At 43.8% G+C, this 26,997-nt stretch carries 25 protein-coding genes; 18 read left to right on the top strand and 7 right to left on the bottom strand.

Annotated elements, in window-relative coordinates:
- Nucleotides 1-23: 23 nt before the first annotated feature.
- From PLL47_RS00490 to PLL47_RS00480, 3 genes are all read left to right on the top strand, one after another.
- On the top strand, nt 24-545 hold the full coding sequence (locus PLL47_RS00490) for an ArsR family transcriptional regulator (RefSeq protein ID WP_324443566.1): 522 nt from the start codon (nt 24-26) through the stop codon (nt 543-545).
- Nucleotides 545-1,333: a DUF7839 domain-containing protein gene (locus PLL47_RS00485; RefSeq protein ID WP_324443746.1), complete on the top strand. Its 789-nt coding sequence runs from the start codon at nt 545-547 to the stop codon at nt 1,331-1,333. The genes PLL47_RS00490 and PLL47_RS00485 overlap by 1 nt, the downstream gene beginning before the upstream one ends.
- Before the next feature lie 193 nt (nt 1,334-1,526).
- Nucleotides 1,527-2,078, top strand: coding sequence for a metallophosphoesterase (locus PLL47_RS00480; protein WP_324443564.1), 552 nt, complete (start codon nt 1,527-1,529; stop codon nt 2,076-2,078).
- A 143-nt stretch (nt 2,079-2,221) separates the two neighbouring features.
- Here PLL47_RS00480 and PLL47_RS00475 read toward each other — a convergent pair whose 3' ends face one another.
- From PLL47_RS00475 to PLL47_RS00465, 3 genes are all read right to left on the bottom strand, one after another.
- On the bottom strand, nt 2,222-2,443 hold the full coding sequence (locus tag PLL47_RS00475) for a hypothetical protein (protein WP_011032245.1): 222 nt from the start codon (nt 2,441-2,443) through the stop codon (nt 2,222-2,224).
- A 382-nt stretch (nt 2,444-2,825) separates the two neighbouring features.
- Nucleotides 2,826-3,395: an RPA family protein gene (locus PLL47_RS00470; RefSeq protein WP_324443562.1), complete on the bottom strand. Its 570-nt coding sequence runs from the start codon at nt 3,393-3,395 to the stop codon at nt 2,826-2,828.
- Entirely contained in the window at nt 3,396-4,661 is a 1,266-nt protein-coding gene (locus tag PLL47_RS00465) for a replication protein A (protein WP_324443560.1), read from the bottom strand. It abuts the gene before it with no gap.
- A gap of 1,022 nt (nt 4,662-5,683) precedes the next feature.
- Here PLL47_RS00465 and glmU (PLL47_RS00460) point away from each other — a divergent pair.
- From glmU (PLL47_RS00460) to glmU (PLL47_RS00445), 4 genes are all read left to right on the top strand, one after another.
- The gene (glmU, locus tag PLL47_RS00460; RefSeq protein ID WP_324443558.1) at nt 5,684-6,901 is read left to right on the top strand and encodes a bifunctional sugar-1-phosphate nucleotidylyltransferase/acetyltransferase; all 1,218 of its coding nucleotides are present in this window, start codon (nt 5,684-5,686) and stop codon (nt 6,899-6,901) included.
- 23 nt (nt 6,902-6,924) lie between these two features.
- Nucleotides 6,925-8,778 (top strand): glutamine--fructose-6-phosphate transaminase (isomerizing), encoded by a 1,854-nt coding sequence (gene glmS, locus PLL47_RS00455; RefSeq protein ID WP_324443556.1) that lies wholly within the window; start codon nt 6,925-6,927, stop codon nt 8,776-8,778.
- A gap of 103 nt (nt 8,779-8,881) precedes the next feature.
- Nucleotides 8,882-10,186 carry a phosphoglucosamine mutase gene (gene glmM / locus PLL47_RS00450; RefSeq protein ID WP_324443554.1) on the top strand — a complete coding sequence of 435 codons (1,305 nt, stop codon included), beginning with the start codon at nt 8,882-8,884 and terminating at the stop codon, nt 10,184-10,186.
- Nucleotides 10,183-11,376 carry a bifunctional sugar-1-phosphate nucleotidylyltransferase/acetyltransferase gene (gene glmU, locus PLL47_RS00445; RefSeq protein ID WP_324443552.1) on the top strand — a complete coding sequence of 398 codons (1,194 nt, stop codon included), beginning with the start codon at nt 10,183-10,185 and terminating at the stop codon, nt 11,374-11,376. Before glmM ends, glmU (PLL47_RS00445) begins: the two co-directional genes overlap by 4 nt.
- 170 nt (nt 11,377-11,546) lie before the next feature.
- Here glmU (PLL47_RS00445) and PLL47_RS00440 read toward each other — a convergent pair whose 3' ends face one another.
- The 3 genes from PLL47_RS00440 to PLL47_RS00430 form a co-directional block, all read right to left on the bottom strand.
- Nucleotides 11,547-12,077, bottom strand: coding sequence for a hypothetical protein (locus PLL47_RS00440; RefSeq protein WP_324443550.1), 531 nt, complete (start codon nt 12,075-12,077; stop codon nt 11,547-11,549).
- A 164-nt stretch (nt 12,078-12,241) separates the two neighbouring features.
- The gene (locus tag PLL47_RS00435) at nt 12,242-12,625 is read right to left on the bottom strand and encodes a hypothetical protein (protein WP_324443548.1); all 384 of its coding nucleotides are present in this window, start codon (nt 12,623-12,625) and stop codon (nt 12,242-12,244) included.
- A gap of 124 nt (nt 12,626-12,749) precedes the next feature.
- Nucleotides 12,750-12,938, bottom strand: a complete 189-nt coding sequence (locus PLL47_RS00430; RefSeq protein WP_324443547.1) for a hypothetical protein — start codon at nt 12,936-12,938, stop codon at nt 12,750-12,752.
- A 615-nt stretch (nt 12,939-13,553) separates the two neighbouring features.
- On the opposite strand from PLL47_RS00430, the gene PLL47_RS00425 reads away from it, so the two are divergent.
- On the top strand, nt 13,554-14,672 hold the full coding sequence (locus tag PLL47_RS00425) for an AAA family ATPase (protein WP_324443545.1): 1,119 nt from the start codon (nt 13,554-13,556) through the stop codon (nt 14,670-14,672).
- Nucleotides 14,673-14,922: 250 nt separating this feature from the next.
- Entirely contained in the window at nt 14,923-15,183 is a 261-nt protein-coding gene (locus PLL47_RS00420; RefSeq protein WP_324443543.1) for a hypothetical protein, read from the top strand.
- A gap of 146 nt (nt 15,184-15,329) precedes the next feature.
- Here the strand turns inward: PLL47_RS00420 and rnz are convergent, their stop codons facing one another.
- Nucleotides 15,330-16,247, bottom strand: coding sequence for a ribonuclease Z (gene rnz, locus PLL47_RS00415; protein ID WP_324443706.1), 918 nt, complete (start codon nt 16,245-16,247; stop codon nt 15,330-15,332).
- 497 nt (nt 16,248-16,744) lie between these two features.
- Here rnz and cobA point away from each other — a divergent pair, with 497 nt between their 5' ends.
- The 9 genes from cobA to PLL47_RS00370 all read left to right on the top strand — a co-directional run bounded on the left by cobA (nt 16,745) and on the right by PLL47_RS00370 (nt 26,831).
- Nucleotides 16,745-17,512: a uroporphyrinogen-III C-methyltransferase gene (cobA, locus tag PLL47_RS00410; protein ID WP_324443541.1), complete on the top strand. Its 768-nt coding sequence runs from the start codon at nt 16,745-16,747 to the stop codon at nt 17,510-17,512.
- A 27-nt stretch (nt 17,513-17,539) separates the two neighbouring features.
- Entirely contained in the window at nt 17,540-18,331 is a 792-nt protein-coding gene (locus tag PLL47_RS00405; protein ID WP_324443539.1) for a uroporphyrinogen-III synthase, read from the top strand.
- A gap of 109 nt (nt 18,332-18,440) precedes the next feature.
- On the top strand, nt 18,441-19,640 hold the full coding sequence (gene ahbC, locus PLL47_RS00400; RefSeq protein ID WP_324443537.1) for a 12,18-didecarboxysiroheme deacetylase: 1,200 nt from the start codon (nt 18,441-18,443) through the stop codon (nt 19,638-19,640).
- Between the two features lie 419 nt (nt 19,641-20,059).
- Complete coding sequence (locus tag PLL47_RS00395; RefSeq protein WP_324443535.1) at nt 20,060-20,281, top strand: molybdopterin-dependent oxidoreductase; 222 nt, start codon at nt 20,060-20,062, stop codon at nt 20,279-20,281.
- A gap of 379 nt (nt 20,282-20,660) precedes the next feature.
- Nucleotides 20,661-21,611, top strand: coding sequence for a phosphotransferase (locus tag PLL47_RS00390; RefSeq protein WP_324443533.1), 951 nt, complete (start codon nt 20,661-20,663; stop codon nt 21,609-21,611).
- A gap of 84 nt (nt 21,612-21,695) precedes the next feature.
- Nucleotides 21,696-22,460 carry an HAD family hydrolase gene (locus PLL47_RS00385; RefSeq protein ID WP_324443531.1) on the top strand — a complete coding sequence of 255 codons (765 nt, stop codon included), beginning with the start codon at nt 21,696-21,698 and terminating at the stop codon, nt 22,458-22,460.
- Between the two features lie 426 nt (nt 22,461-22,886).
- Nucleotides 22,887-23,540 carry an HAD family hydrolase gene (locus tag PLL47_RS00380; RefSeq protein WP_324443529.1) on the top strand — a complete coding sequence of 218 codons (654 nt, stop codon included), beginning with the start codon at nt 22,887-22,889 and terminating at the stop codon, nt 23,538-23,540.
- Nucleotides 23,541-23,573: 33 nt separating this feature from the next.
- A complete protein-coding gene (locus tag PLL47_RS00375) occupies nt 23,574-23,711 on the top strand; it encodes a response regulator (protein ID WP_324443527.1) in 138 nt (45 codons plus the stop codon).
- Between the two features lie 510 nt (nt 23,712-24,221).
- The gene (locus tag PLL47_RS00370; protein WP_324443525.1) at nt 24,222-26,831 is read left to right on the top strand and encodes a valine--tRNA ligase; all 2,610 of its coding nucleotides are present in this window, start codon (nt 24,222-24,224) and stop codon (nt 26,829-26,831) included.
- The last annotated feature ends 166 nt before the right edge of the window (nt 26,832-26,997 follow it).

Raw genomic sequence — 26,997 nt, 5'->3', positions numbered from 1 at the left:
AAGGTGAGAAGGAGAGGACATAAATGGGTAAAAGAACTCGAATAATTAACGATCCTTCCTATTTAGTACCATTACTCAGGACTTTTGGATCCAGAACCCATAAAAAAATATTCGATGCACTTTCTAATAAATGGATGACCAGAGCGGAAATCGATGAGTTTATAGGCGCAGATTCATCAAAAAGCCTTCATATTCTGAAAAAAGCCGGGCTCCTTGAAAGCCAGTGGAGGGTACCTGAAGCTGGACAAAAACCTTCAAAAGAATACCACAGTTCTTACTCAAAAGTTCAGGTGAACTTTCAGTGTTCCTTTGAAGATCTCAGTGATATTATTATGCTGACCTTCAAGCCTTATGAAGAGGTAAAGGATGCTATGGAAGAACTGGAGAGACTGGTGGAAGAAGGCAATACATCAATGAGCAACCTCACAAGAACTCTTAATAAGAATCCCTTCTATATATGTGCTGTTGCCCGCAGGTCCGAAAGGCTTTCAGTAATGGGGCAGCGGCTAAAATTAATCGAAGATGTTGAGGAGAATTACGATTGATGATTAAAATCCTCCAGACCAAGAGCGGAGTGACCAAGTTTCAGGTCCTTATTGAGATTGCAGCCCACCAGCCCAATGTAAGGCAAAAAGAGATTGCCGCAAAGATCGGAATAACCCCCCAGGCTGTTTCCGAATACATTAAGGAACTTGTGAATGACGGGCTGATTGTCACCGAGGGCCGTGTTCGGTACAGGATAACAAAAGAAGGCGTAGAGTGGGTCCTTGAAAATGCCACCGAAATGAAGCAGTACGCCCGCTTTGTCATGGAGGATATAATCAGCCATGTCTCTACCTGGACAGCCATTACAAGAGAAGAGGTCAAAGAAGGCCAGCAGGTCTACCTGAAAATGGAAAACGGGCTCCTCTATGTAAGCAGCAAGGAAACAACAGGTGCGTCAGGAACTATTATTTCCGATGCAAGCGAAGGAGAAGATGTGGGAGTAACCAGCCTCAAGGGCCTTATAGACCTGGAAAATGCAACCATCACAATCTGCAAGGTTCCCAGGGTTGAGCGCGGAGGGTCAAGAAAAGTAGACCTCGAGCGCCTGAAGATGCTGGCAATCTCAAAACCCTATATAGCAGCTATCGGTGTGGAGTCGTTAATTGCTCTTCGCAAAATAGGCATAAGCCCGAATGTCATGTTCGGAACAAACGAATCCGTTATTGAAGCTGCATATCACGGGCTTTCGTCCCTTGTGGTCTCAGTGGATGAACAGGTCTCTGCTCTCCTGAACAGGCTGGAAACCGAGAACCTCGAGTATGAGCTTGTGGACCTGACAGTCGAATGAATATATTTCGTTTTTAACTTTTTATGTTTAATTCAGGGTTCAGAGGTTCCAGGTAAAGGCATCTGGACTCGAGTCTTCATTTTTCAATATAAAGCTTAATCTCAAATTCAGGTGTGATCCTCGGGCTTACTGAAGTTCACGCTGTACATTTTTATCTTCACACGGTTATTTTACCTTATAAAGGAGGTTTTTCATGAAACTGATTGTACTTTCCGATACCCATCTAAAAACAGGAGAGATTCCAGGGCAGCTTAAAAGCCTTCTTGAAGACTGCGACCTGATCGTACATGCGGGGGATTTCAGTACTTTAAAAGCGTACCAGGCCTTTAATGCCACAGGCAAGCTGAAAGCCGTTTACGGAAACGATGACAGCCTCGAAGTCAAGAAACTCCTTCCCGAAAGGCTGAAATTTGAGGTTGAAGGAGTGAAAATCGGGGTGATTCACGAAGGAGGGCTCTCAGTGATGGACACAACCGCCCAGGGTTATCTGGCAAAAGAAATGGAAGTGAACGTCCTGATTTTCGGGCACCTTCACCGCCCTTTGATTGAAAGAAAGGATGTAATGCTTGTATGCCCGGGTTCTCCTACAAAGCCCAGAATGTCAAGTCCAAGTGTAGTAGAACTTATAATCGAAAAAGGGAGCATAGAAGGAAGGGTACTTACACTTGAAGGAGACCTCTGCGGGTATATCAGGTTCCAGGATGCCCTTAAAAAACAAAAAGAAGGAGAAGAAAAGCACAAATAAAAGGGGCATAAAAGTCTCAAGCTGCCGGAGACTTTTAACTGACAGAGCCGAAGCCTGATGAAGGGCCTCTCATATCCAGAACTCAGGCACATGCCTCGCTAGGCGAGGTCTCTGGAACTGCTTATCTGTAAATTCCTGTAAATTCACATGGTCTCCAGTTTGAACATTACGCCCGTGCCCTGAAGGCTCAAATAGACTTTATCCCCAAACTCGAGAATCTTTTCAACACCAACATTGCTGTTCCAGTTATATACAAAGTCGTAGCTGCCCTGCATGGGTTCGAAACCAAGGGACAGTAGCCTCTGGTTGACCTCAGACGGGCGAACTCCTTCACTACTAAACCAGACCACAAGATAGGTTTTCACAAAATCATCCCATTTACTGATTAACTGATAGATTCTAGTATAGACTCTAATTTTATCATCGGCTCTGATTAAAGCACGCAATATTAATTTTATATCTGCTTCGTTTATTTATCTAGATTTTGCCTTTCAATTGTGTAATTTCGTGAAAAAAGAAGAGATTTCTTCAGTAAATTAAATTTGGAAAACTAATCTGAAAAAAAATCTGAAAAAGAATTAGAAAAAACAAATATAAACAGAAAAACGAAACAAAAACAAAGAAATGATTTATAGAAGTTAAATGAAGCACAAAATTTCTTTGTTTAAAACGAAAATTCAGGAAAAACCTGAATTTCCGAATGCTTCAGTGCAACATTTTACTCAGTTACAAAGCTTATTACTGCTTTTATGTGTTGTCTTTAAGGGATTCAAGAGCCTTTCTTACCATTTCGCGGTAAGTATCCAGATCACTTGAGTAGTGCTCTTTTGCAAGCTTTGAGTTAGGGTCTTCCTGCGCCTCAACTGCCCTTATTCTCTCAAGAGTCTGCTTTGCAGTATCAAGTACCCAGAGATTCCTTGTCAGCTCATCCACCTGCTGAATAGATTCCGGGCGAATTGAGGTCAGGACATTCCCATCATCTGTAGTATAGGTACTGGTCTTGCCGATTACCGCAACAAAAACTGGCAGTTCGCATTCAGCAAGGAACTGAGCAGCTTCAGGCTGGTACTGCCCTGCATAGACAAGGAAAGAACCTGTAGGGTCGGAAACCCTGCCCCTCCAGTATTCAGAGTCTGTGCCTATATCTTCTTTTTCGATAAGTGTACCCACAATAAAGATGCGGTTCACTTTCGCCCCTGTTGGAGTAAGGAGATACTGCGGAGCATACTGGTCGCTTTCATCCTTTGATGTGAGGTTCGAGTCTTTCAGTTCCCGGGCAAAAACCCGTCGAGCTGCCTCCCTGAAAAAGCCTGCCATTTATTTCACCTCCGGTTGAGAAAGCGGTTCAGAAAGCATCTGGTCAAGGAGCTCCCTGTCAAGAGAGGTCCTTGGAGTAATAGATTCCACAAGGATATAGCGGTCAAGCTTGTGTCCGGTGATGGTATAATACCTGCCGACAAGTTCATGTTTCAGTTTGTCCAGTACAACCCCGGGATCAAGGGCATCTGCAGCCATTGCAATGGCGCTGTCAAGGGAAATTCCTGAAAGCTCTTCAGTAAGTTCCCTGTTAATCAGGGCGTCCTGAGTGGAAGTTCCGGAATCAAGGACCGCTTTTATCCTGAGGTCATATTCCCCTTTGACCTTCCCGTGTTCTGCACAGGCACCTTTAACCAGAGCCCTTTTGCATTCAGGACAGCGTTTTATAAGTCCGGACCCTGTCTGAATATCAACGAGGGCCCCGAAATAGGTAGACATGGAGGTCTTTACTTCAATATCTTCATCCAGTAATTCTATGGAGCTTGACCTGTTAAGCTGGACCTGAGCCTTGCCGTTCCATTCGCTGACAACTACATTTTTCAGCTTGTAGCTCTTGCCTTCTTCCATGTCCGGAAGTTCGGAGCTTGCCCAGTTGGTGAATTTGATCACTCCGGTTTCGTCACCTATAAGCCCCGCCTGTTCTATCGACTCGTGGGAGTTCTCCCAGAGCTGGACAACTTTTCCTCTTACGGTTGCCCACTGGTTTCCGACAAGATCAGCAATGTTCCTGAGCTCAGCTTCCCTTGATACAGGAGTGAAGTCACCCCCTCCCACTTCAACAGGCTCGGAGAGTTTCTCTATGGAACTGTTCTTATTAACCTGAACCTGGAACCTATCGTTATATTCCCCGACAACTACACTCCTGAGAAGGTAGCTCTCTCCCTGCTCAAGAAGGGGAAGTTCGGCATTTTTCCAGATGGTAAACTTTATGATTCCGGTCTCATCCCCCAGAAGCCCAACCTGAGAAATGGATTCATGAGTGTTTTCCCAGAGCTGAACAACCTTTGCTCTAAGGTTTGCCCACTGCCCGTTCTCCGTAATGTCCACAATTTTGGTGAGCTGGGGTTCAGCCTGCCTGACATAAAACTCATTTTTAGGAATAGAATATTTCTTCAAAAAGTAGTTTGTTACGCTGCGCTGCGCTTCATTTGAAGGTACCTTGAACTTCTTAATCAGCTCGTCGAGTCTGCTTTCGATGTCCTCAACAGGCACATCGATGCCAAGTTTCATAAACCGGTCTCTAATGGATTCTGCCGTTTGTTTCATGTTTCATTCTCCTCAAGCCTCATGGTTATCATATTTTTATTGTGAGGCACTCTAAATTACTGCAGCAGAGGATATAAAGTTGAGTGACGCGGGGTGAAAGTATTCTTCCAGCAGGGAGCAGCTGTCTTGTTAAGACAATTGTAACGAACTGCAAGCCTGAAAAGGTGCCTGCTTCTTAGACTCAACCCAATTTTGAGGAACGAGTTTATCCTTTTTAAGGCAGTCCCGCTTCACCCAGGAGAACCGGTTTTCGTTCTCCTGCCTCTGCTTCGAAATTAGCCTCAAATTTCTTATATGTTTTTTTACTGATTGGTTATGTAACCGAATGGATCTGTTAAATAGAGTAAACAGTAAAATTATCTATCAGTAGCCCTGTTTTGCTATTCTACAGTCCTCCTTAGATTGCCAGCCATCCGTTGATCTGTCCACAAGGCACTTTGTAATAAAAAGTGTTTTGCAGGTATTGATCACACTGTCCGTAACACCAGTCACTTTGTAAAATTTTTCTAGCAACTTTAGAATAGATTGTTTCTTAATATTGATATATTTTGGGATGTCAGGTGTCTTCGGCAGCTGAAAAAATATAAAAAATATTTATATCATTCAGGTATTCGAACTTTAAGAACTGACTCATTTCACAATAATATAGTTTTCCAGAAAGTAAGCAAAACTATATCAGGTTTCTGACAATTACAGGCATCAGGATATTCAATACTGACAATTCAGGCAATCATTGAAGAAGCAGTTGTAATAGGAACATCCTCTAATTTGCAGCTATAATAATACTCAAACTTACCACCATAATCTTCGGAATTACTGGAAAAGATGGAACTTAGTTCACTTTTTAAAGCAGACGCCGCCACTTCTTATATATATTTTTCCCCTTTTTATAGATCCGAAATTCATTGGAATATTATATAAAAATATCTTTAAAGAGTCGTATTGTATAAATGCTGTTTTATATATTAATCCAACGGTTTTTGAAGGGAATGTATAAATTCTAAAAAATGTTTTTTAACTCTATGAAAGCTATTATCCTCGCAGCAGGGGAAGGACTGCGATGCAGGCCTCTTACTCTTACTCGTTCCAAAGTAATGCTTCCTGTCGCCAACAGGCCTATTCTGGAACATGTCATATCTTCGCTTGAAAAAAACGGGATCAAAGAGATCATCCTGGTTGTCGGGTATGAAAAAGAGCGCATAATGAACTATTTTGAAGACGGGCTGAACTTTGGGGTGAACATATCATATGTCGAGCAAAAAGCCCAGCTAGGTACAGCGCATGCAATTGAACAGGCAAAAAAACTTATAAGCCCCGAAGATTCCGAATTCATTGTCCTGAACGGGGACAACCTCATAGAACCCAAAACCATAGCCGACCTCCTTAACAACTATGAAGGCGATGCAAGCATCTTAACCGTAAGAATGGAAGATACGGCAGGTTATGGAGTAGTTATTAAAGAAAAGAAGAGAGTCACCCAGATTCTGGAAAAAAGGCCAGGAGGCTTAAGCCGTTTTGTAAACACCGGAATATATATTTTTACGCCGCAGGTCTTTGAAACCATTGAAAAAACCCCCATATCAGAAAACGGAGAATATGCAATAACCGATACTCTCCAGCTTATGATTGATGAGGGAAAAATGGTCACCTCAGTTAATACAGAATCAAAATGGCTGGATGCGGTTCACGCATGGGATCTCCTGAAAGCAAATGCTATCGTGCTAAATTCCCCCAAAAACATGAAGCAGGAAGGAGAACTTGAAGAAGGAGTGATAATTCGCGGAAAAGTTGCAATAGGTAAAAACACAAGAATCCGTTCCGGAACTTATATTGTAGGTCCTGTAGTAATCGGGGAAAACTGTGATATAGGACCTAATGTAGTAATTTTGCCCTCCACCACGATAGGAGACAACGTGTCCATAAGATCCTTTACCGAGATACAGAACAGTATCATAATGAATGACTGCAGGATTTCTTCTCATGGACAGATTTCGAACTCTATAATTGGAAGCAATAATACTCTTGGCCCCGGTTTTACTGCAGAGGAAAAGGAAAACCTTGAGATAAACCTTAACAGCAAGATCCACAAGGCTCCAAAGCTCGGCGCTATACTTGGGGACGACAACCGCATAGGAGGCAGGGTGCTCGTGAAAGCAGGAGTAATGATTGCTGTCAATTGTCAGGTAGAATCCGGAAACACCATTTACAGAGACCTGTCCCGTGATTCGGTGGTTCTCTAAGCTCATATGAGGGAGATTAAAAAATGTGTGGAATTGTAGGATATGCAGGGCGAAATGCTGCTGCGCCGGTAATTATAGAATCTCTTAAAAAACTTGAATACAGGGGATACGACTCGGCAGGGATTACAGTCCTTGGAAACGGGATTGAAACACACAAAGCAGTGGGAAAAATCGTAAATCTCGAATCCGAAATTCCGAAGAACCTTGGAGGAACTATCGGGATAGGACACACCCGCTGGGCAACTCACGGTCGTCCAAGCACGGTAAATGCTCACCCCCACAACTCAGGAAACCCGGATAAAATCTCGCTGGTGCATAACGGGATTATTGAAAATTACATGGCATTAAAAGAGCGGCTCACTGGAGAAGGCTACATATTCAAATCTGAAACCGATACAGAAGTAGTCGCACACCTTCTGCATAAACACATGTATGGAAGCCCGGATGGAAAAACAGCCCGGTGTGACCTCCTTGCAGGACTTAGAGAAGCTTTAAAGGAGATTGAAGGTTCCTATGCTCTTGCAATACTCTCTGCAGATGAGCAGGGAAAACTTGTGCTTGCCCGCAAGGACAGCCCTCTTGTTATAGGGCTTGGAAAAGGGGAAAACTTTGCCGCATCTGATGTAACTGCTTTTCTGAATTATACCAGGGATGTAATCTTTGTAGATGACTATGAGACTGCAGTCCTGACCCCCGACAGTGTAAAGGTGTTTGATAAAGAAGGAAACCTCAAAGAAAAGAAAATAGAAAAAATAGAATGGGACTTTGAAGCTGCAGAAAAAGCAGGTTACGAGCATTTCATGCTGAAAGAGATCCACGAACAGGTCAGTGCAATCCATAATACTCTGGCAGGAAAGGTCTCGGAGCTTGAAGGAGCCATATACTTAAAAGAACTGAACCTCAGTGAAGATGAAATAAAGAAACTTTCAAGGGTTCAGATTCTCGCCTGCGGAACTTCCTGGCACGCAGGTTTGCTCGGGAAATATCTGTTTGAACAGCTGGCAGGAATTCACTGCGACATTGACATATGCTCTGAGTACAGGTACAGAAACCCTGTTATGAATGAAGGTACCCTTGCCATTGCGATTACCCAGTCAGGAGAAACCGCTGATACACTTGCAGCCGTGCGGGAGATTATGTCTTACAACTGTCCCACCCTTGCAATCACAAATGTTGTGGGAAGCACGATAACAAGAGAGGCAAACAGTGTGCTGTATACAAGGGCAGGCCCTGAGATAGGAGTTGCTGCCACGAAAACTTTCAGTACTCAGCTCATCTGTCTTTACCTTCTCGCTGTAAAGTTCGCTCTTGTAAGGGGCAAGCTGAGTCCCGATTATGTAAAAAGTTTCATCACGGAACTCAGAAAAGTCCCGGGAGAAGTTCAGCAGATTCTCAACCAGAAAGAACTGGTAAAAGAATGCGCTGAGAACTTTGCCCATGCAAACAGCTACTTCTTCCTTGGCAGGCACCTGAGCTACCCGATAGCGCTTGAAGGAGCCCTGAAACTCAAGGAGATTTCATACGTGCATGCCGAAGGATTTGCTGCAGGAGAACTGAAACACGGACCTATTGCCCTGCTTGACGAAGGGACTCCTGTAGTTGCAATTGCCACTAAAGGGCAGACTTATGATAAGATGCTCAGCAACATAAAAGAAGTGAAAGCCAGGGACGCTTATGTAATAGCAGTTGCCAATATCAATGATACAGAAATAGCAAAATATGCGGATGTTGTCCTTAGAGTTCCGCAAAGTGATGAACTGCTGGCTCCACTTTTGAGTGTTGTTGTGCTTCAGCTGCTTGCTTACTACACTGCCCTTGCCAGGAACTGCGCTATTGATAAACCCCGCAACCTTGCAAAGAGTGTCACTGTAGAGTAATAGCAAAAACTTAGAAATTCAGGGTTTGGAACTTAAACAGATCAGTAAAGGAAAATAAGCTTTCAGAACAGAACTTAACTTCATGAAATATGGAGTGGGATTTATGAAACTCTTCGGATCTTCAGGAATTAGAGGTATAGTCAACAAGGAAGTAACGCCTGAACTTGCACTGCAGGTAGGGCTTGTTCTCGGAAGCCGGAAAAAAACTGCGGTTATAGGAAGAGACCCCAGGGTTTCGGCTCCCATGATCGAGCACGCCCTTGTTGCAGGGCTGACTGCAGCAGGCTGCGATGTCACCAAAGTGGGCATGGTAACCACTCCCACCCTTGCATATGCAGCCAGGAAATATGAGTGCGGCGTAATGGTTACAGCTTCACACAACCCCTCAGAGTATGTTGGGATAAAGCTGTGGAACCCTGACGGTATGGCTTTTGATTCAGCCCAGCAGGAAGAAATTGAAGAAGCCATTGAAAAAGGAGACTTTTCGCTGGCTCCCTGGAACTTAATAGGAAAAATTGCTGAAGACGAGAATGCCATCCGGGATCACATGCATATGATCGAAGAACTTGTAGGAGATTCAAAGCTGCGTGTGGTTCTTGACTGCGGATGCGGAGCTGGAAGCACAATATCCCCTTATCTCCTGCAGGAACTTGGCTGTCAGATAATAACTCTGAATTCCCAGCCTGACGGGCATTTCCCGGCAAGAAACCCCGAGCCCAACGAACAGAACCTCTCACTGCTTAAAAAGGCAGTTGTTGATTTCGGAGCCGACCTTGGAATAGCACATGACGGGGACGCAGACAGGATGATGGCAGTGGATGAAAAGGGCAATTTCGTGTCCGGGGACGAGCTGCTTGCAATATTCGGGCGTTTTGAATGCGAGGATAAAAAAGGGTCTGTTGTAGTGCCTGTGGACACCTCCATGATGGTAGATGATTATCTTGAAGGCTCGGAAATCATAAGGACAAGAGTAGGGGACGTTTATGTTGCAGAGGGCATAAAGCAGTACGGTGCAATCTATGGCGGAGAGCCTTCAGGAAGCTGGATTTTCCCGAAGATCTCTTACTGCCCGGACGGGATTTATGCAGCTGCAAAACTTGTTGAAATTGTCGGGGAAAAGAAGCTGAGTGAACTCAGGGCAGAACTTCCAGTTTATGCCACAAAGAGAGGCGCTCTAGCCTGTCCGAATGAAAAGAAAGCAGAGTTCATGAAAAAGGTAAAAGCAAAACTGGAACCGCTCGGAAAAGTCCTTGATATTGACGGCATCCGTGTGGAACTTGAAGACGGCTGGGTGCTTGTCCGCCCCTCGGGTACGGAAGCGAAAGTAAGGATTACCGCAGAAGCCCGCGAAAACGTGGACGGAATTTATGAGATGGCAGAAAAGATAGCGAAGGAGGCGCTTAAATGAAAGCTGTTGTCCTTGTGGCAGGCAAAGGCACAAGGATGGAGCCTCTTACTTCCGACTGCCCGAAGGTGATGCTTCAGGTAGCAAACAAACCGATACTTGAGCATATCCTGAATTCGGCCATAGAAGCAGGTATCGAGGGCTTTGTCTTCATTACCGGCTACCTTGAAGAGCAGATAAAAGCTCATTTTGGGGACGGTAGCAAATGGGGAGTGAGCATCGAGTACGTGCAGCAGAAAGAGCAGTTAGGGACTGCAAATGCTATAGGTTATGCCAGAGGGCATGTTGAAGGAGCATTCCTTGTACTTAACGGAGATATGCTCATCGGGCAGAAGGACTTAAAAGCCCTTGTCTCGAGAAAAGAAGAAGCTGTTATCTGCGTAAAAGAGGTGGAAAACCCCTCGGATTTCGGAGTGCTTGAAACCAAGAATGGTAAAGTAATCAGGATAATTGAAAAGCCGAAAAACCCACCGACCAAACTTGCAAACGCAGGAATTTACCTTTTCAGAGAATCCATTTTTGACTTTATTGACAGGACCCAGCCTTCCGTGAGAAACGAATTTGAGATCACAGACTCCATCCAGATGCTGATCGACAGCGGAGCTCCTGTAGGTTACAGCCCTCTCGAAGAAAGCTGGATTGACATAGGGTATCCCTGGGACCTCCTGAAAGCAAACGAGCACTTATTAAAAACTCTGAAAGGCAGCTGCCAGGGTACTGTTGAGCCAAACGTTACTTTAAAAGGGGAGGTCTCAATCGGAAAGGGATCTCTTATCCGGAGCGGGGCTTATATCGAGGGACCTGTGATAATAGGAGAGAACTGCGATATCGGGCCTAACTGTTATATCCGCCCTTCAACAGCGTTGGGCAACCGCGTCAGAATAGGAAATGCCGTGGAAGTTAAGAATACAGTTGTTATGGAAGGCACTCACGTAGGACATCTGAGTTACGTGGGAGACAGTATAATAGGGCGCCGCTGCAATTTCGGAGCCGGTACGAAAGTTGCAAACCTCCGCCACGACGGGAAAAACATAAAGGTAATGCTCAAAGGCAGGATTATTGACTCAGGCAGAAGAAAACTCGGCGTGATCATGGGAGACGATGTGCATACGGGAATCAATACAAGCATAAATATAGGTGTGGTAATGGAAAAAGGAAGAGCCACACTTCCCGGAGAAGTGGTTAAGCACTGAGAATTCAACTAAAGTCTGAAAAAGAGGCAAAAAACCCTCCTTTTCCCTGATGGAGTAAGGAGGGGAATCTCCTGCATAATCAGTTATCCAGATTTACTCTGTCAATTCAATTTATTTTTTATTTGAGTTTATTCAAGCCTGTTTTGTGGAGTTGTGAATACTCTCAGGGCTTATGAATACAGTTGCTGTATACTCCATAGCACGGTCTTTCGGAAGAAACCCTTGATTTCCACATTGAGAGAACCCTCATTCATATTCTCTACGGCTTTTCTCAAAGGATCATCCGAATTAAGTATCTCTCTTATCGTTTCTTCGTCTGTTTCAATAGTTATGGTAGGACCGAACTTTGAATTCGGATCATTGGGTGTGTCATAACTGTAAAAGTCTCCTACTTTTCCACCATTCATAAGTGCAGTTACATAGAGCATTTCACCATTGTTAAGCTTTATTTTCGCGGCAATCTCCTCACTTCCAACCAGCCTCTGAACAAGCACGGGAACATTATCAAAGTTCTCGTTGTAAATCTTCATCTGGGCACTCAACTCGGAATAAAGATCGTTCTCTGCACTGGAATTAATAGAAGTTGTATAGGTACCGGCAGGTGTAATATCACCCGCACTGGAGGCTACACCTGTTATTTGAGCAAGCAAAAGCACTGATAATAATAAACTCAGAATTCTATTTTTACTGCAAGAAACCATAATTGAAAATAAGAAGAAAGGATATAAAAAAGTTCTCAATAGATATAAAATTTTAAAAAAAATATGAGAGTATGTGTTGAAATTCTTATAGACTGAAAAATCCATATTTTTATTATCTTCAAGAAGAACTCTTCAAGAAGGACCGGCGATAACTAGAGCAGAATTTACATAAAAATGTCAGCAATCCCCACATTTATTGCCCAGAGCATAAGTTTTTGCAGAAAAATTGCATCTTCAACCGTCAGCTTGCCGGATTTCACAGCCTTGTTGAACTCCTGTACAGGGAAAGAAGATTCAATAATTGAGCGAACCGTTGCTTCATCACTCCTGACTGTTGATGACGGCTCCTGATCGGTTAATGCCTCCAGTTTTTCGAATTCAACGAATTCCGCATTATCCGTGGTGCCCCATGCGTATAATTCTCCACCATTCTCAAGGGTTATGACGAAAAGGATCTGTTCGTCTCCTGTAAGACTTTTCAAAATACCAGGAAGAAGGTCGAGGTTCTGATTGTAGATCCCTATATTATAGTCAATCAGATCAAACATAAGACATGATCACATATTTGCAATATAACTGGATAAAAATAGTGTATTAGTTAAAGGCTGAAAAAATAAAAAATAGAACAAAAAAATAAAAACTTACCGGGATAAGTTTATCCAGCGGCAAGAGTTACAGTTTAAGAGAGGGTCTGAATATCTCAGAACAGTACTTGTCGAAGACCTGGTCCTCAACCTGTTCGCAGATTTTCTTATAATCTTTCGACTTTGGGTCGTGCTTGCTCATAGTCTTTTTGACTTCAGCGTTCATTTTGTCAAGAGTTTTCTGGTCGAAACCTTCCGTGTTCTCCATAGTAAACATACAAATCATACTCTGGAACTAACTTAGATGCTTAAGTTTTTTTACGTTGTTCAAATTTCTACGAATATACTACAATACAAATATGTTAATTAGGCAGTACACTGGATTAATTACCAGTTTTAACTATTCTGGAAAATAGTTTAATTTGATAATTAAAATATTTATATTATTGATCTAATATATTAGCTTTCCCTCTGATCAATTTCATTTGTAAATGTAATGAATAGATCTGAAGGGTATACAAAGAACCCGTTATGAAAGCCTCTTTACTTAAATAGACTACTCATTAAGGCCTGCATATCGTTTGTTCAAACAGGTTTTAATCAATAAGCTCTTTATCCGTACTCCTATAAATATTTTACATCAATATGATATCCTTCAGGATGCACATCTGTAATTGAGTATCTCAATATATAATGGTTACCTGAAGTTATAATGATTTCAGATAAAGCAGAAAAGAACATTCAGAAAAAAATGACTTTCACGGAAAAAATTCTTATTTACAGAGTAAGGAGAAGGCTTTCGTAATCGAATCTCAGGGCTGGATCATGGGTTAATTTTATTATCCCCTCAGGTCACTATAGGGTATAGAAAAGTATTCGAGTTGATAACAAAGTGCGACCAGTCTCACAAAGAGTGAATGCGAAAAAGACTCACGAGAACAATACCGAGTTTGGGAAGTCAACATCCGAACTTCTTATCCTGAAGCCTGAAGGATATCCCCTGAGCGGCATGATGGAAGAGTACCCGGTTATTGAAAACAGGGATGTCTTTGAGTTCTATGCACGGGAGCAGTGGAGCGGATACGTTGCCCGCAAAGGAGACTATCTCTTTGACAAGAGGATGTTCCCGGACTTTGCATACCGCATTATAGATGTGGAACCCGCAGAATCCATAATAGGCAGCTCAACGTCGATTATCGTAACCGAAGAGGAAACAGGGATTTCGTCCTCTTCAGAAATAAAAAGTGATGTTTCATTTGAAGACGTCATAGGGCAGGAACTTGCAAAGCAGAAGTGCAGGCTGATTGAACGCTTCCTCGAAGAGCCCGAACGCTTCGGGAAATGGGCACCGAGAAATATCCTGTTCTTCGGTCCCTCAGGCACAGGAAAAACCATGCTTGCAAAAGCCCTTGCAAACAAAACAGATGTGCCGATCATTCCTGTCAAAGCCACACAGCTGATAGGGGAATATGTAGGAGATGGAGCCCGCCAGATCCACCAGCTTTATGACCGCGCAGAAGAGACAGCTCCCTGCATAATCTTTATTGACGAACTTGATGCCATAGCCCTCGACAGAAGGTTCCAGGAGCTAAGAGGAGACGTCAGCGAAATCGTAAATGCCCTTCTTACAGAAATGGACGGAATAGTTGAACGCGACGGGGTCTGTACCATCTGTTCGACAAACCGGATCAATTCCCTGGACTCTGCCGTAAGAAGCAGATTCGAAGAGGAAATAGAGTTTGTCCTGCCAGGGGAAGAAGAAATCGTCCATATTCTGGAATCAAATGTGAAAACCTTCCCCCTGAATGTAGAGGAATGTGATTTTCAGGCACTTGCAAAGAAGGCAAAAGGGCTTTCAGGCAGAGATATTGTCGAGAAAATCCTTAAAACAGCCCTGCATCAGGCAATCATCGAAGACAGGGAGATTGTCACAGGCAAAGACTTTGAAAAAGCCCTTGCAAGATTGGGCAGGAAGGATTTCACCCCGGACCCGACTCACCTGTACGTATAAACTAAAAACAAGAACTGAAGGGAAAGTGCCTGTTTACTTTCTCTCTATTATAATATTACATTTCTATTAATTTTTACAGGCATTCTCTTCTTTTTTATTTCATGGAAAAAACTTTAAGAAAAATTAAAAAAACTATTTCTGCTAAAGCCTCTGGGATAGCTTTATGTACAGAAATCGTTATTTTTCTATCAGAAATCATATTTAAGCGAAGTCTTAACTATACCCGAAACAAGATTTAAAAGGGATTCCCATGAATGAAATACGTGAAGTAGATCGTTTTAAATGCAAAGTCATAAATGTGATCAAGAACCTGGCCTGGAAAGGTGTAACAGTCGAAGAAATAGACACAAAAGGAAGAGTGTATTTTGGAAGGGTTAGCGGAGAAACCGAAATCAACCCGGGGGACATATTCTACCTTGGAGTCAAACCGATCTATGAAATAGAAGACAAGACAATGAGAGTTACACTTTATGATGCTGAAGACAAACAACTTGACTGGACACTTGTTTGAACAGCCTGGAACTGAAATATGGTTAGATTAAAACCTGGTTCGGATAAAGATTCATCCTACAGGCTTATTTCCTTAAGAGGATTTAATCTACTTTTAAATCCTGTTTTTAAAAAACGAAATCACTTATAAATCCCTCAGTACCCGATTCACTCGGGCCGATAAGGCACCTCAAGTTCCATCAGATCTTCGGCTACAATAACATTTTCAAATACTTTTTTCGAATCCTTCATGATAGGTTCCACATCATCGGTGTAGCGTGAGCTGATATGAGTAAGGACCAGTTTCCTGACCCCTGCCTCCATTGCAAGAGCTGCTACCTCACCTGCTGTCGAATGCATGGACTCTACCGCCCAGTCTGCCATCTCGTCGGCAAAGCTGCCGTCATGGATTAAAAGGTCGGCATCCCTGCTGGCTTCGAGCACTGCTTCACAGGGTCTGGTATCCCCGGAGTATATTATTGTCCTTCCAGGTCTTGGAGCTCCTACGACTTCTTCGGGCTTTACGACCTTTCCGCTGACCTCTACAGGGCTGCCCTTCTGAAGTTTCGCAAAAAGGGGACCGGGAGGGACACCGAGCTCTACTGCTCTTTCCCTGTTAAAACGACCGGGGCGGAGGTTTTCAATAAGGGCATAGCCAAGACTTGGTACGCTGTGTTCTGTCCCTAAAGCCCGAATCAAATACCCCTCCCCTTCGACAATATCCCCGGGTTTCAGTTCCATGCCCCTAATTTCGTATTTGAGGTTGAAATAACCAAGAGCCTTGAAGAGCTCGGTAAATTCCCGGGTCCCGGCTGGTCCATAAATCATGAGAGGCTCTTTTCTGCCCATAAAAGACATGGTCTGGATCAGACCCGGAATTCCCAGAAAATGATCGGCATGGAAATGACTGATAAAAATAGAGGACAGGCTCATCATCCCTGTTTTTGCCCTCATCATCTGCTGCTGGGTGCCTTCTCCGCAGTCAAAGAGTATAAGCTCCCCCTCTCTGTTGACCATTACTGCTGACGGATTTCTGTTGCGGGTCGGGAGAGACCCTCCAGTGCCAAGAAAAGTTATGCGAAGCATGATGAACTCACTGATTAAACTCATGATTTATGATGAATACTGATTGATATGACGATTACTCATGTATGATGGACTGGCTGATTATAAAGAATTCACTGATTACATCCGGAGTATTTATTGATTCCTGCTCACCTTACCAGTTGGAGTATTTATTGATTCCTGCTCACCTTACCAGTTTATACTAAGGACCGGACAGTAAAAGGATGCCCGGGAAATTCGAGAATAGAAGTATAATATACAATATATAGAAGTTTCGCAATAAAACTCAGGAAAGATGGGATACTATTTATTATAAAAGCTCTTTAAACCCTACAGATTTGCGTTTCTGTCAAACCTCTCTTCTTAGAAGATGGTCTTCCCCAGAAGAAACTATCCTGTAATGGAATTTATCTATACAGGTTCGAGCCATCTATCTGGATATGAGCCATCTATCTGGATAATGATGAAGAGAACTGCTTATCACCAATTACAAATGAAGAAAAAGGAACCGTCGTCACATGTCAGGAAATTATGGAAAAGTTTATCTTGTGGGTTCTGGTCCAGGTGACCCTGAGCTCCTTACCCTGAAAGCCCGCCGGCTGATTGATAATGCTGAAGTCATTGTTTATGATCAGCTTCCCGGAAAAGCAATTCTGAGCTCAATGCCGGAAAGTGCAGAGAAGATTGATGTGGGAAAATATGCAGGCAACCACACCATGACCCAGTCCGAGATCAACGAAGTGCTTGTTCAGAAGGCAAAGGAAGGCAAAATGGTAGTCCGCCTGAAAGGAGGAGACCCATACGTCTTCGGAAGGGGAGGAGAAGAAGCCGAGGTGCTTGTAGCAGAAGGCATAGAATTTGAAGTCGTTCCCGGGATCACATCCGCAATCGCAGTGCCTGCTTATGCCGGAATTCCTGTAACCCACAGGGAAAGCACGTCGATGGTCACCTTCATAACCGGACACGAAGACCCAACAAAAGAAGAAAGCGGACTCGACTGGAAGACCCTGGCAAAATTCAACGGGACAATTGTAATCTTCATGGGCGTAAAGATGCTCAGGCGAAACACCGAAGAGCTTATAAAGCACGGCAAAGACCCAAAAACCCCTGTTGCAGTAATAGAGAGGGGGACCCGACCTGACCAGAGGGTAACCGTGGGAACCCTTGAAAACATCGCTGACCTGGCAGAAGAAAGAAAAGTAAAAGCCCCTGCCATCACAGTTGTGGGAGATGTCGTTAACCTGCACGATATCCTCGGAGAACAGATTACTGATGCGGAGTTTTAACCCATAAAGTGATAGGAGTAGGTAAATATGGCAGAAGAGAAAATTCCCGTGCTTGCAATCATGAGGCCTGAAAGCTACAGGGAAAAATCAGAAGCAATTGCCAGAGAGTACGGTTTTGAGCCCTTATATGTCCCGATGATAAAGCTGGAAGGAATAAAGGATGAAGGGTTCGAGCCTTTTGTAAAAAGGGTCATTGACGGGATTTCAGATTACATTGTATTCACAAGTGCAAACGGAATAACTTTCACACTGGACAAACTCTCGAATGCAGAAAAAGAGAGCTTCATCTCAGCTCTGAAAAAAAGCAAAGTAATAGCAATTGGTCCGAACACGGAAAAAGAGCTTGTAAAAATAGGAATTGAAAATTCTTTCCTGCCTGCGGACTACAGTTCCGAAGGGATCGTAGAAGCTCTCTGCCCGGAAGTTAAAGGAAAAACTGTTGACCTTGCTAGAAGTGCTTATGGGGCAAAAGTCTTAATCGAAGGCCTTGAGAAGTGCGGGGCAACGGTTTACGAGACTCATGTGTATACCCTCACTATCCCTGAAGGTGAAGCCCAGAAAGAGCTCATAGAACGCACCCTTGCAGGAGAGGTTGACGCTTTTGCCTTTACAAGCTCCATGATGGTTAAAGGTTTTATGAGGCACGCGGAAAACCTGGGAGAATCAGAGGCTGTAAAAGAGGCTCTCAGCAGGGCTGTTGTGGGTGCAATCGGTACCCCTACGGGAAATACCCTGAAAAAACACGGGGTCAATGCAAACGTAATCCCTGATGAGTTCACATTTGAAGCATTGATAAAAGCTATGAAAAAAGAGCTGTGAAAAACAGCTCTAAAGCCGGTTCACAGCCTTAAAGCCGGTTCAAAAAACAATACTTAATAAAACAATACTTAATACTTCTGGAAAACAATCTCAATTTTGACGGATCTACATGATAGGCATTTCAAAACTTTACTGCGGAGTCGTGGAGCCTTCTGACGCCCTTCGTTATGGGAGGGACTCTAAGAGGCTTCCCTCTCACCTTCTGCAGTTTTCAAAAGATAAAAAGCCGGTTGTAGTCTGGAACATGACACACCGCTGCAACCTGAAATGTGTCCACTGTTATGCTCAGGCAAAAGATGAGGAGTTTAAAAACGAGCTCTCTACAGAAGAGGGAAAAGCCCTTATTGATGACCTTGCAGCCTTTGGCTCTCCGGTTATGCTCTTCTCGGGTGGCGAGCCCACAATGCGGAAAGACCTGCCCGAACTTACAGCCTATGCGCGCGAAAAAGGGATGAGAGCAGTTATTTCTACAAACGGGACCCTCATAGACAGGCCTCTTGCAAAAAAGCTAAAAGAGGTAGGGCTTTCTTATGTAGGAATCTCCCTTGACGGCATAAGAGAGACAAACGACAAATTCAGGGGCATGAGAGGGGCTTTTGATGCAGCCCTCCGGGGCCTTCACAACTGCCAGGAAGAAGGCATAAAAGTAGGGCTCCGCTTCACGATCAACAGGCAAAATGTAAAGGATATCCCTGCTATCTTTGACCTGCTTGAGCAGGAAAATATCCCGAGGATATGCTTCTACCACCTGGTCTATGCAGGCAGGGGCTCGAAAATGGTGGACGAAGACCTCTCCCTTGAAGAGTCCAGGCAGGCTGTGGACCTCATTATGGAAAGGACAAAAAAACTGCACGAAAAAGGATTTCCTGCAGAAGTCCTTACCGTGGACAACCACTGCGACGGCCCCTACATTTACCTGAAAATGCTGAACGAAAACCCGAAAAGGGCTGCCGAGATTTTTGAGCTTCTTTCCATGAACCAGGGCAATTCTTCAGGAATAGGGATAGGATGCGTGTCCTGGGACGGTTCGGTTCACGCAGACCAGTTCTGGAGGCACTATTCCTTCGGAAACGTGCGGGAAAGGCCTTTCAGCGAGATCTGGACCGACCTCGGGGATGAACTCATGGCAGGGCTCAAGAACAGAAAGCCCCTTATCCAGGCACACGGAGACCGTTGTGCAAAATGCAAATGGTTTGATGTCTGCAACGGAAACTTTAGAGTAAGAGCCGAAGCCGTATACGGAAACGTCTGGGCAGACGACCCTGCATGCTACCTTACAAAAGAAGAAATAGGATATGATGAAGCCTGAAAATAATTCAGGCTTACTTTTTTAGCTTTTCTCTTCCATCTGCAGCTTTCCGGGTTCTTCTTTATTTTTACTTCTGACTTTCCTATGTTAAACTGAATATCGTCAAAAACACTCCGTTTAGCCTGAGAAAACCTTCTTTTACCCTCTGGTGCGGTTAAATAATACAGTTAAATCCCGTTTCATTTAGCCCTTTCATGTCAGTTTTTTTTAATTGTTAGTTTTTTAGCTCTTAGCTGGTTTTTATCGCTTCATTCATCTTTTGACTTTCTGGCGATTAATTTTAGCTTTCTTTTTTCTTCTTATTTATTACGGGAAAGATCGCTCTCCTCCGTCGAGCGGGACAAGAAAGACTCAGTGCAGCGAATGACGTTGCATGGATTGGAGGATTGTAATTTTGTCCTTATCAAACTAAAGACTATTTGCTGGAAAAAGACATCATACTCGCATACAGACTGAACGATGTTACCCTGCCGCCTGAAAGAGGATTTCCCCTTCAGCTTGTGGCTGAGGATAAGTACGGGTATAAATGGGCAAAATGGATATTAAGGATCGAACTCAGAGACTCACCTTACAGAGGTTACTGGGAGGAGCGAGGATACAATAACACAGCCGATGTTGGCGGACCTGATTTTGAAAGATGAGGATAAAACTCCTTATTGAAACACCAATAATAATATAAGATACACGGGTTATAGTATACTGTTGACAGCGTTGAAGATTCAAAGCCATAAAATCAAATCCTGTAACTGGTTATGTTGATTATTACAGGGTTTCGAGTATAACTGCCTTTTATTACACTGGTTTTTTAAGAGCCGGGTTTCAGGAATATCTAAATTTCATGAGATTCTGACAGATGTCTAATTTCGTTGCCGTACTAAATTTCATGATTATTATCAGCAATACTGTCAAAATTTGGATTCACAGCCGATTAAATAGGAGATACAGCCGCTTAAGTAAAGAGATAAACTATGAAGCAAAATATTGTTGAGGTTATTTCTGGAAAAATGGGGTTGATTTGAAGTGGCAAATCGCCATGTCAATACTCTGTACCCTGGAGACCCGTTCAGGGACTGGCTTGTAGAAGAGGTTGTCGGAAACAGGATTCGCAACAAACAGTGCTGTGTAAACGTTTTTAAGTACAATTCCTCTCATACTGTCTGCAGGTATCAGTTTAAAGGAGAACATTTCAGCGTAATGGCAAAATTTTTTGCCGAACCCACAGGGAAGCTGAAAGCTTACAATCCCTATAAAGGCATGATGAACGAGTACCGAAACCTGAAAAAAGCAGCTTCGATAATAGATGTTGCAAAGCCCCTGGCAGTAAGGAAAGATTTTAACTGTGTCCTTGTAACCGAACACATACCCGGAAAATCCCTGGGCTGGTACCTTAAACGCGAAGAGGACCTGTATGCAAAACTGGCTGCAGTTGCCCATATGCTGAGGAAGCTGCATGAAAACACACAGTCTTCTTATAACAAAGAAAACGAATTCAGAAATTTTCACGAAGTCATGGACCACCTTAAACTTGATTACAGCACGAGAGAGACTTTTAACAAACTCCTTGGAGAATGGTGGCACAGTTCCTGGCTTGACCGTGAGCACGGCTGTATGGTCCACAGGGACGTTACTCCTTCAAATTATATTTTCTGCAAAGGAAAGCCCTATGCTATTGATTTTGAGAGTTCCTGGTTAGAGGCACATCCTGTAAGAGACCTGGGAATCCTTACTGCAGAACTTAAGAATGAATTCGAATTACGCAAAGGAGGAGGCTGGAAAGCCGAGCCGTATATAGGGAACTTCCTCTGGGAATACAGCCGCGGAGAAAAGGACTTTTACCGCATTACCAGAGTTTTGCCTTTTTTCATGAGTATAGGGCTGCTCCGTTCTGCAAGGCTTCACCAGAGCGAGTACAGGAATTACCTGATAAGAGAAGCACGTGAATGTTTAGGTGCAATAAATAGAGGGAATTAAGGTAATAAGAAAACTTTAAGATCGGAGACAAAATAGAAGACAGAAGGTAAAATTAAGGAGATCGAAAACAATTATTAAGGGGATATGGGAGGCAAGAACATTTCAGCAAATAATGAATCTGATTCAGGTGAGGGAACTGTCACCTTTCTGGGCGATCCTTCAGTAGCAGGGGAAGATACATTTGAGAGCTGTCAGATAAAGGGAGTTATTTTTGACTGCTACCAGACGCTTATCGATATCCATACCGACGAACACACAATCGAGACTTATGAGACCGTAAGCGCATGGCTTGCCTATCATGGCGTAAAGATAAAGCCGGAAAAGCTCTGGGACACATATATGTTTAAGGTCAAAGAAAGGATGGAGGACTCAAGGGAGATATACCCCGAAGTAAAGGTTGAGGAAATCTTTGCCGAGATCTGCCGGGAAAACGCGATCTGGAAAATAGAAGAAAAAAGCCTGGGAATTGAGACTTCAAGGGTCTTTCGGGCGGCTTCTATCCGGAAACTCCGCCCCTTCCCTCAGAGCATAAAGCTGATAGAGCACTGCATAAATATACCCAAGTGCATAATCTCCAACGGGCAGAGAGTCTTTTCCGAACTTGAACTCAGGTTCCTCGGGCTTTATGACTACTTTGATTTTGTTATATTCTCATCCGACTTTGGGTACAAAAAACCTGACCTCAGGCTTTTTATGACCGCGCTAAAAAGGATGGAACTTGAGCTTGAGCCCAAATGTGTTATGTCCCTTGGAGACTCTTACGAAAACGAGATACTTCCAGCCAGAAAGCTCGGGATGCAGGCAATGACCATTCAAGAAGCCTGGAAACATTACGGGATAACGGATTGATTCCAAAAAAACGGGCAGATTTTTAAAAATGAAGGGCAACCCATTTTTGGGTATTTTATCCCGCAATCAATAATCCAGCGCACCTTTTTTTTTCATAAGCATCTGCCGAATTCTCAGGCGATGCCTTTCAGCTCTTTTCTTCGGACAGACGGATCCCACCAGACCACAGCAGACCGGTATTTTCTGACGCAAGGCCCTACTCCGGAATCTCTGTACAATGTCCCAGATTTTACCTTCAACCTCGCCTTATTTTCAGAATTACAGGAGGAAGATATATAGTCATGAGGAACTATATATTTAGATTTAGATCCAACATGAGTATTTGCGAAATATCTATATATTAAAAAATAAATATCTAGATTGATAGAAGATAGACATAGAAAAGACCCAAAAAACTCAGAGATAAAAAACAAAAGAGGACGCTTTATGCTCCAGAACGGAAAAATCAAAGGCTTAATTTTTGACTGCTACAAAACCCTTATTGATATCAAAACTGACGAAAAAAGCCAGGAGACAAACGAGAGAGTAAGCAAATGGTTACTCTATCAGGGGGTAAGGATAGAACCCGACCGGCTCAGAGAAGAGTACAGGTGGAAAGTTATAGGCAGGCTTGGGAATTCAGGCCAGCAGCACCCTGATATCCGCATAGAAGAGATCTTTGCCGAGATCTGTGCAGAAAACGCTTTTAGAGAAATCGATCCCTACTGGCTTGGAATTGAAACGGCCAAGGTCTTCAGAACTGCATCTTTAAAGAAATTGGAAGCTTACCCGCAGAGCCTCCGCCTGCTTGAGAAATACAGAAACATTCCCAAATGTATTGTTTCCAATGCTCAGAGAGTATTTACGGAACAGGAGCTCCGCTTCCTGGGACTGTACGACAGATTTAATTTCGTAATTATGTCTTCTGACCACCGTATCAAGAAGCCTGACACCCGGCTCTTCAGAATGGCTCTCGACGGTCTCGGGCTTGAACCCCGGGAAGTGCTGTCTATCGGAGATACGCCCGAAAATGATATCTATCCACCTCAGAGCCTTGGAATGAATGCCATGCATATCCGGGATGCCTGGAGATATGCATAAAAGGAAAAACACAGTACATGAGAAGGCGAAGAAATGATAATGTGTTCTTCTCCTGGTCAGCAGGCCGTAATAACAGAGTCAATGAAAACAGGTGCTATGGGTTTCATAGTAAAACCTTTCAGGCCTGATGAAATGATAGATATAATGAGAAAGACAACTGAGCCAAACTAACTATTTACAAGCACATAAATTTTCCACCGTTTATCTGGTTATATCGTCCATAAATTGATTAGCAACCATATTCTGAAAAGCATAATAAGAGATTCAATTCAATAAACGTTACACATACTGATTTAAAACATTTTTTCCTTTCATAAAGAATTCCACTACTGAATAGCGCCTTTTGAAATTTAAGTTATCAAGTAAAACTGAAAGATCTGTTTTTATTGCTCAAAGTCGGAGGATTACAGCCTAGAAGGGCTGCAGGATAGAGCCCACAAACAAATATCAATCCGGTAGCCTGATTGATATTAGCTGACTCCTTTTGATAGCCTGTAAGTCGGTTTTCGGATAAAGAAATGCGATCAACAAAAAACAGATTTATAACAGATTTATATTCCTGACAATCGTTGAACAGTAAGAAATTAACATTTTGTTCTAAACCAGATATATTTAAATAATCGCAAGCACTCTAAAACCAAAGAAATTCTTACACTCATTTCTCAATCACGGAGTGTCTTTATGACAGAATCAGAAATTCCAAAAGAATATAATGCAAATGAGGTTGAGAAAAAGTGGATGGAGAAATGGAACCTCTCCATGTACCACTTTAACTGGGGAGAAGATACCCGCCCCCAGTATATTATTGATACCCCACCTCCATATCCTACAGGTAATTTCCATATCGGAAACGCGCTCAACTGGTGTTACATCGACTTTGTCGCCAGGTACAAACGCATGCGCGGATATAACGTGATGTTTCCCCAGGGCTGGGACTGCCACGGCCTGCCAACCGAAGTCAAGGTTGAAGAAATCCACGGGATTACGAAAAACCAGGTCCCGAGAGCCGAATTCCGCAGGATGTGCAGAGAACTTACTGCAGGAAACATTGACAAGATGCGCCAGACAATGCTGCGCCTGGGATTCTCAGTGGACTGGAGCAACGAATTCGTCACCATGGAGCCCTCATACTTCGTAAAGACACAGAAGTCCTTTGTCAGGATGTACAACGGCGGGCATATTTACCACGAAGACCACCCTGTAAACTGGTGCCCCCGCTGTGAAACTGCCATTGCTTTTGCGGAAGTTGAGTATGACCAGGGGCAGACAAAACTTAATTTTGTCCACTTCGACAAGGTAAACATCGCAACCACCAGGCCGGAATTGATGGCAGCCTGTGTTGCAGTTGCAGTTAACCCCAAAGATGAACGCTACAGCCAGTATATAGGCAAAGAAATTACAGTGCCAATTTTCGGACAGAAAGTGAAACTGATTGCTGACGAAGCTGTTGAACCCGAATTCGGTACAGGCGCTGTGATGATCTGTACTTTCGGAGACAAGCAGGACGTGCGCTGGTGGGTTAAGTACGGATTACCTCTCGTAAAAGCCATCGACAAGCAGGGCAAGATGACAAAAGCTGCAGGCAAGTATGAAGGCATGAGCATTCCCGAATGCAGGCAGGCTGTCATTTCCGACCTTAAAGCCGCAGGCTTCCTCTATGACCAGAAGCCTCTTGAGCAGAATGTCGGGCTCTGCTGGCGCTGCGATACCCCTATAGAAATCCTTTCCGAGCCCCAGTGGTTCGTAAAAATCAACCATGAAGACATCCTGAAAGCCGCAGATGAGATTAAATGGTATCCTGAATACATGAAAGTCAGGCTCCAGAACTGGACAGGCACTATGGAATGGGACTGGTGCATCTCCAGGCAGAGGATCTTTGCAACCCCGATCCCGATCTGGTACTGCAAGAAGTGCGGCGAAGTCATGATTGCCGAAGAAAGCTGGCTCCCGATTGACCCGAACGAAAATGCACCAAAGAAAGCCTGTGCCTGCGGTTCAACTGAATTCGAACCCGAAACCGATGTCTTGGATACCTGGATGGACTCTTCTATTACGGCATTACATGTCAGCGGCTGGGAAAGCGAACACGACCTCCGCCTGCCTGCACAGATCCGCCCTCAGGGGCATGACATCATAAGGACCTGGGCTTTCTACACCATTCTGAGAAGCCTGGCACTTGAAGGGAAGAGACCCTGGGACTCCATAGTTATCAATGGAATGGTCCTTGGACCCGACGGACATAAGATGAGCAAGTCCCTCGGAAACGTTATCTCTCCCGAAGAAGTGACCACACAGTACAGTGCCGATGCTTTCAGGCAGTGGGGCGCTGTTGGAGGTTCCACTGGTTCTGATGTGATGTTCCGCTGGAAAGATGTGGTCTCAGCATCACGTTTCCTGCAGAAGATGTGGAGCATATACAGATTCTCAATGTCCCACCTGAAGGACTTTGAGCCTGAAGATGCCGAAAACTTCCCTCTTGATTCTCTCTATACCATTGACAGGTGGCTCCTTAGCAAGCTTAACAGGCTTATAGAAACCACTACAAAGGAGCTGGATGCTTATCAGTTCGATTCTACTTTCAAGGCTATCCGGGGCTTTGCCTGGGAAGTCCTTGCAGACAACTATCTGGAACTTGTAAAAGGAAGGCTCTACGGTGAAGATAAGGAAGGAAGGAAAGCAGCCCAGTATGTGCTTTATACAACGACCAGAACCCTTTCCCTTTTGCTGGCTCCATTCATACCTTTCTTTGCAGAAGAGATGTACTCAAGGTTCGATGATGCGAGTGTGCACACCCAGGCCTGGCCTGCTGTCAATGAAAGCCTGATAAGCGAAGAAGCCGAAGCCGCAGGCGAAATGATCAAAGATATCACAGGAGAGGTCCGCAGATACAAGTCAGACCTTGGAATGGCTCTCAATGCTCCCCTGAAGAAAATAGAGATCTACAATGCAGAGATCGATACCGGAGATATTGCAGGGGCTACAAACTCCGAGGTTGAGCTTATGGAAGGAGCTCCTTCATTTGAGTACGTGCCTGTGGAAGTTAAACCCAATATGGGCCTTCTTGGACCGCGCTTCAGAAAAGAGGCTGGAGCCGTTGTAAAAGCCCTCAAAGCAGAAGATCCTGCAGCAGTCGAGGCTCAGGCAGCTTCAGGCAAGATAACCGTTACTGTAAACGGAGAAAAAATAGAACTCGAGCCTGAAGCCGTTGAAATCCGGAAAGAAGTCATTTCCGGAGGCCGCGAGGTCGACGTGCTTGATGTAAAAGGCGCAGTGGTTGTAATCGTAAGGTAAATTTTTCCGAGAAAAAAGAAGGGAAAAAACAGGCAAATAATGACTGTGATTTCTTTTCTTTCTTTTTACTGTTTTTTCCTGCTTTCAAGTTTCTTTTTATGGTCTGTCAGACAGCCTGCGGAGACGCTTATATTTTCTTGATTTTAGAAGGAAGATAAGGATTTCG

It is taken from the genome of Methanosarcina sp. (assembly GCF_035390745.1).
GTDB lineage: Archaea > Halobacteriota > Methanosarcinia > Methanosarcinales > Methanosarcinaceae > Methanosarcina.
The sequence above is the reverse complement of the archived record's forward strand: the minus strand, read 5'-3'. Positions and strand labels throughout refer to the sequence as shown.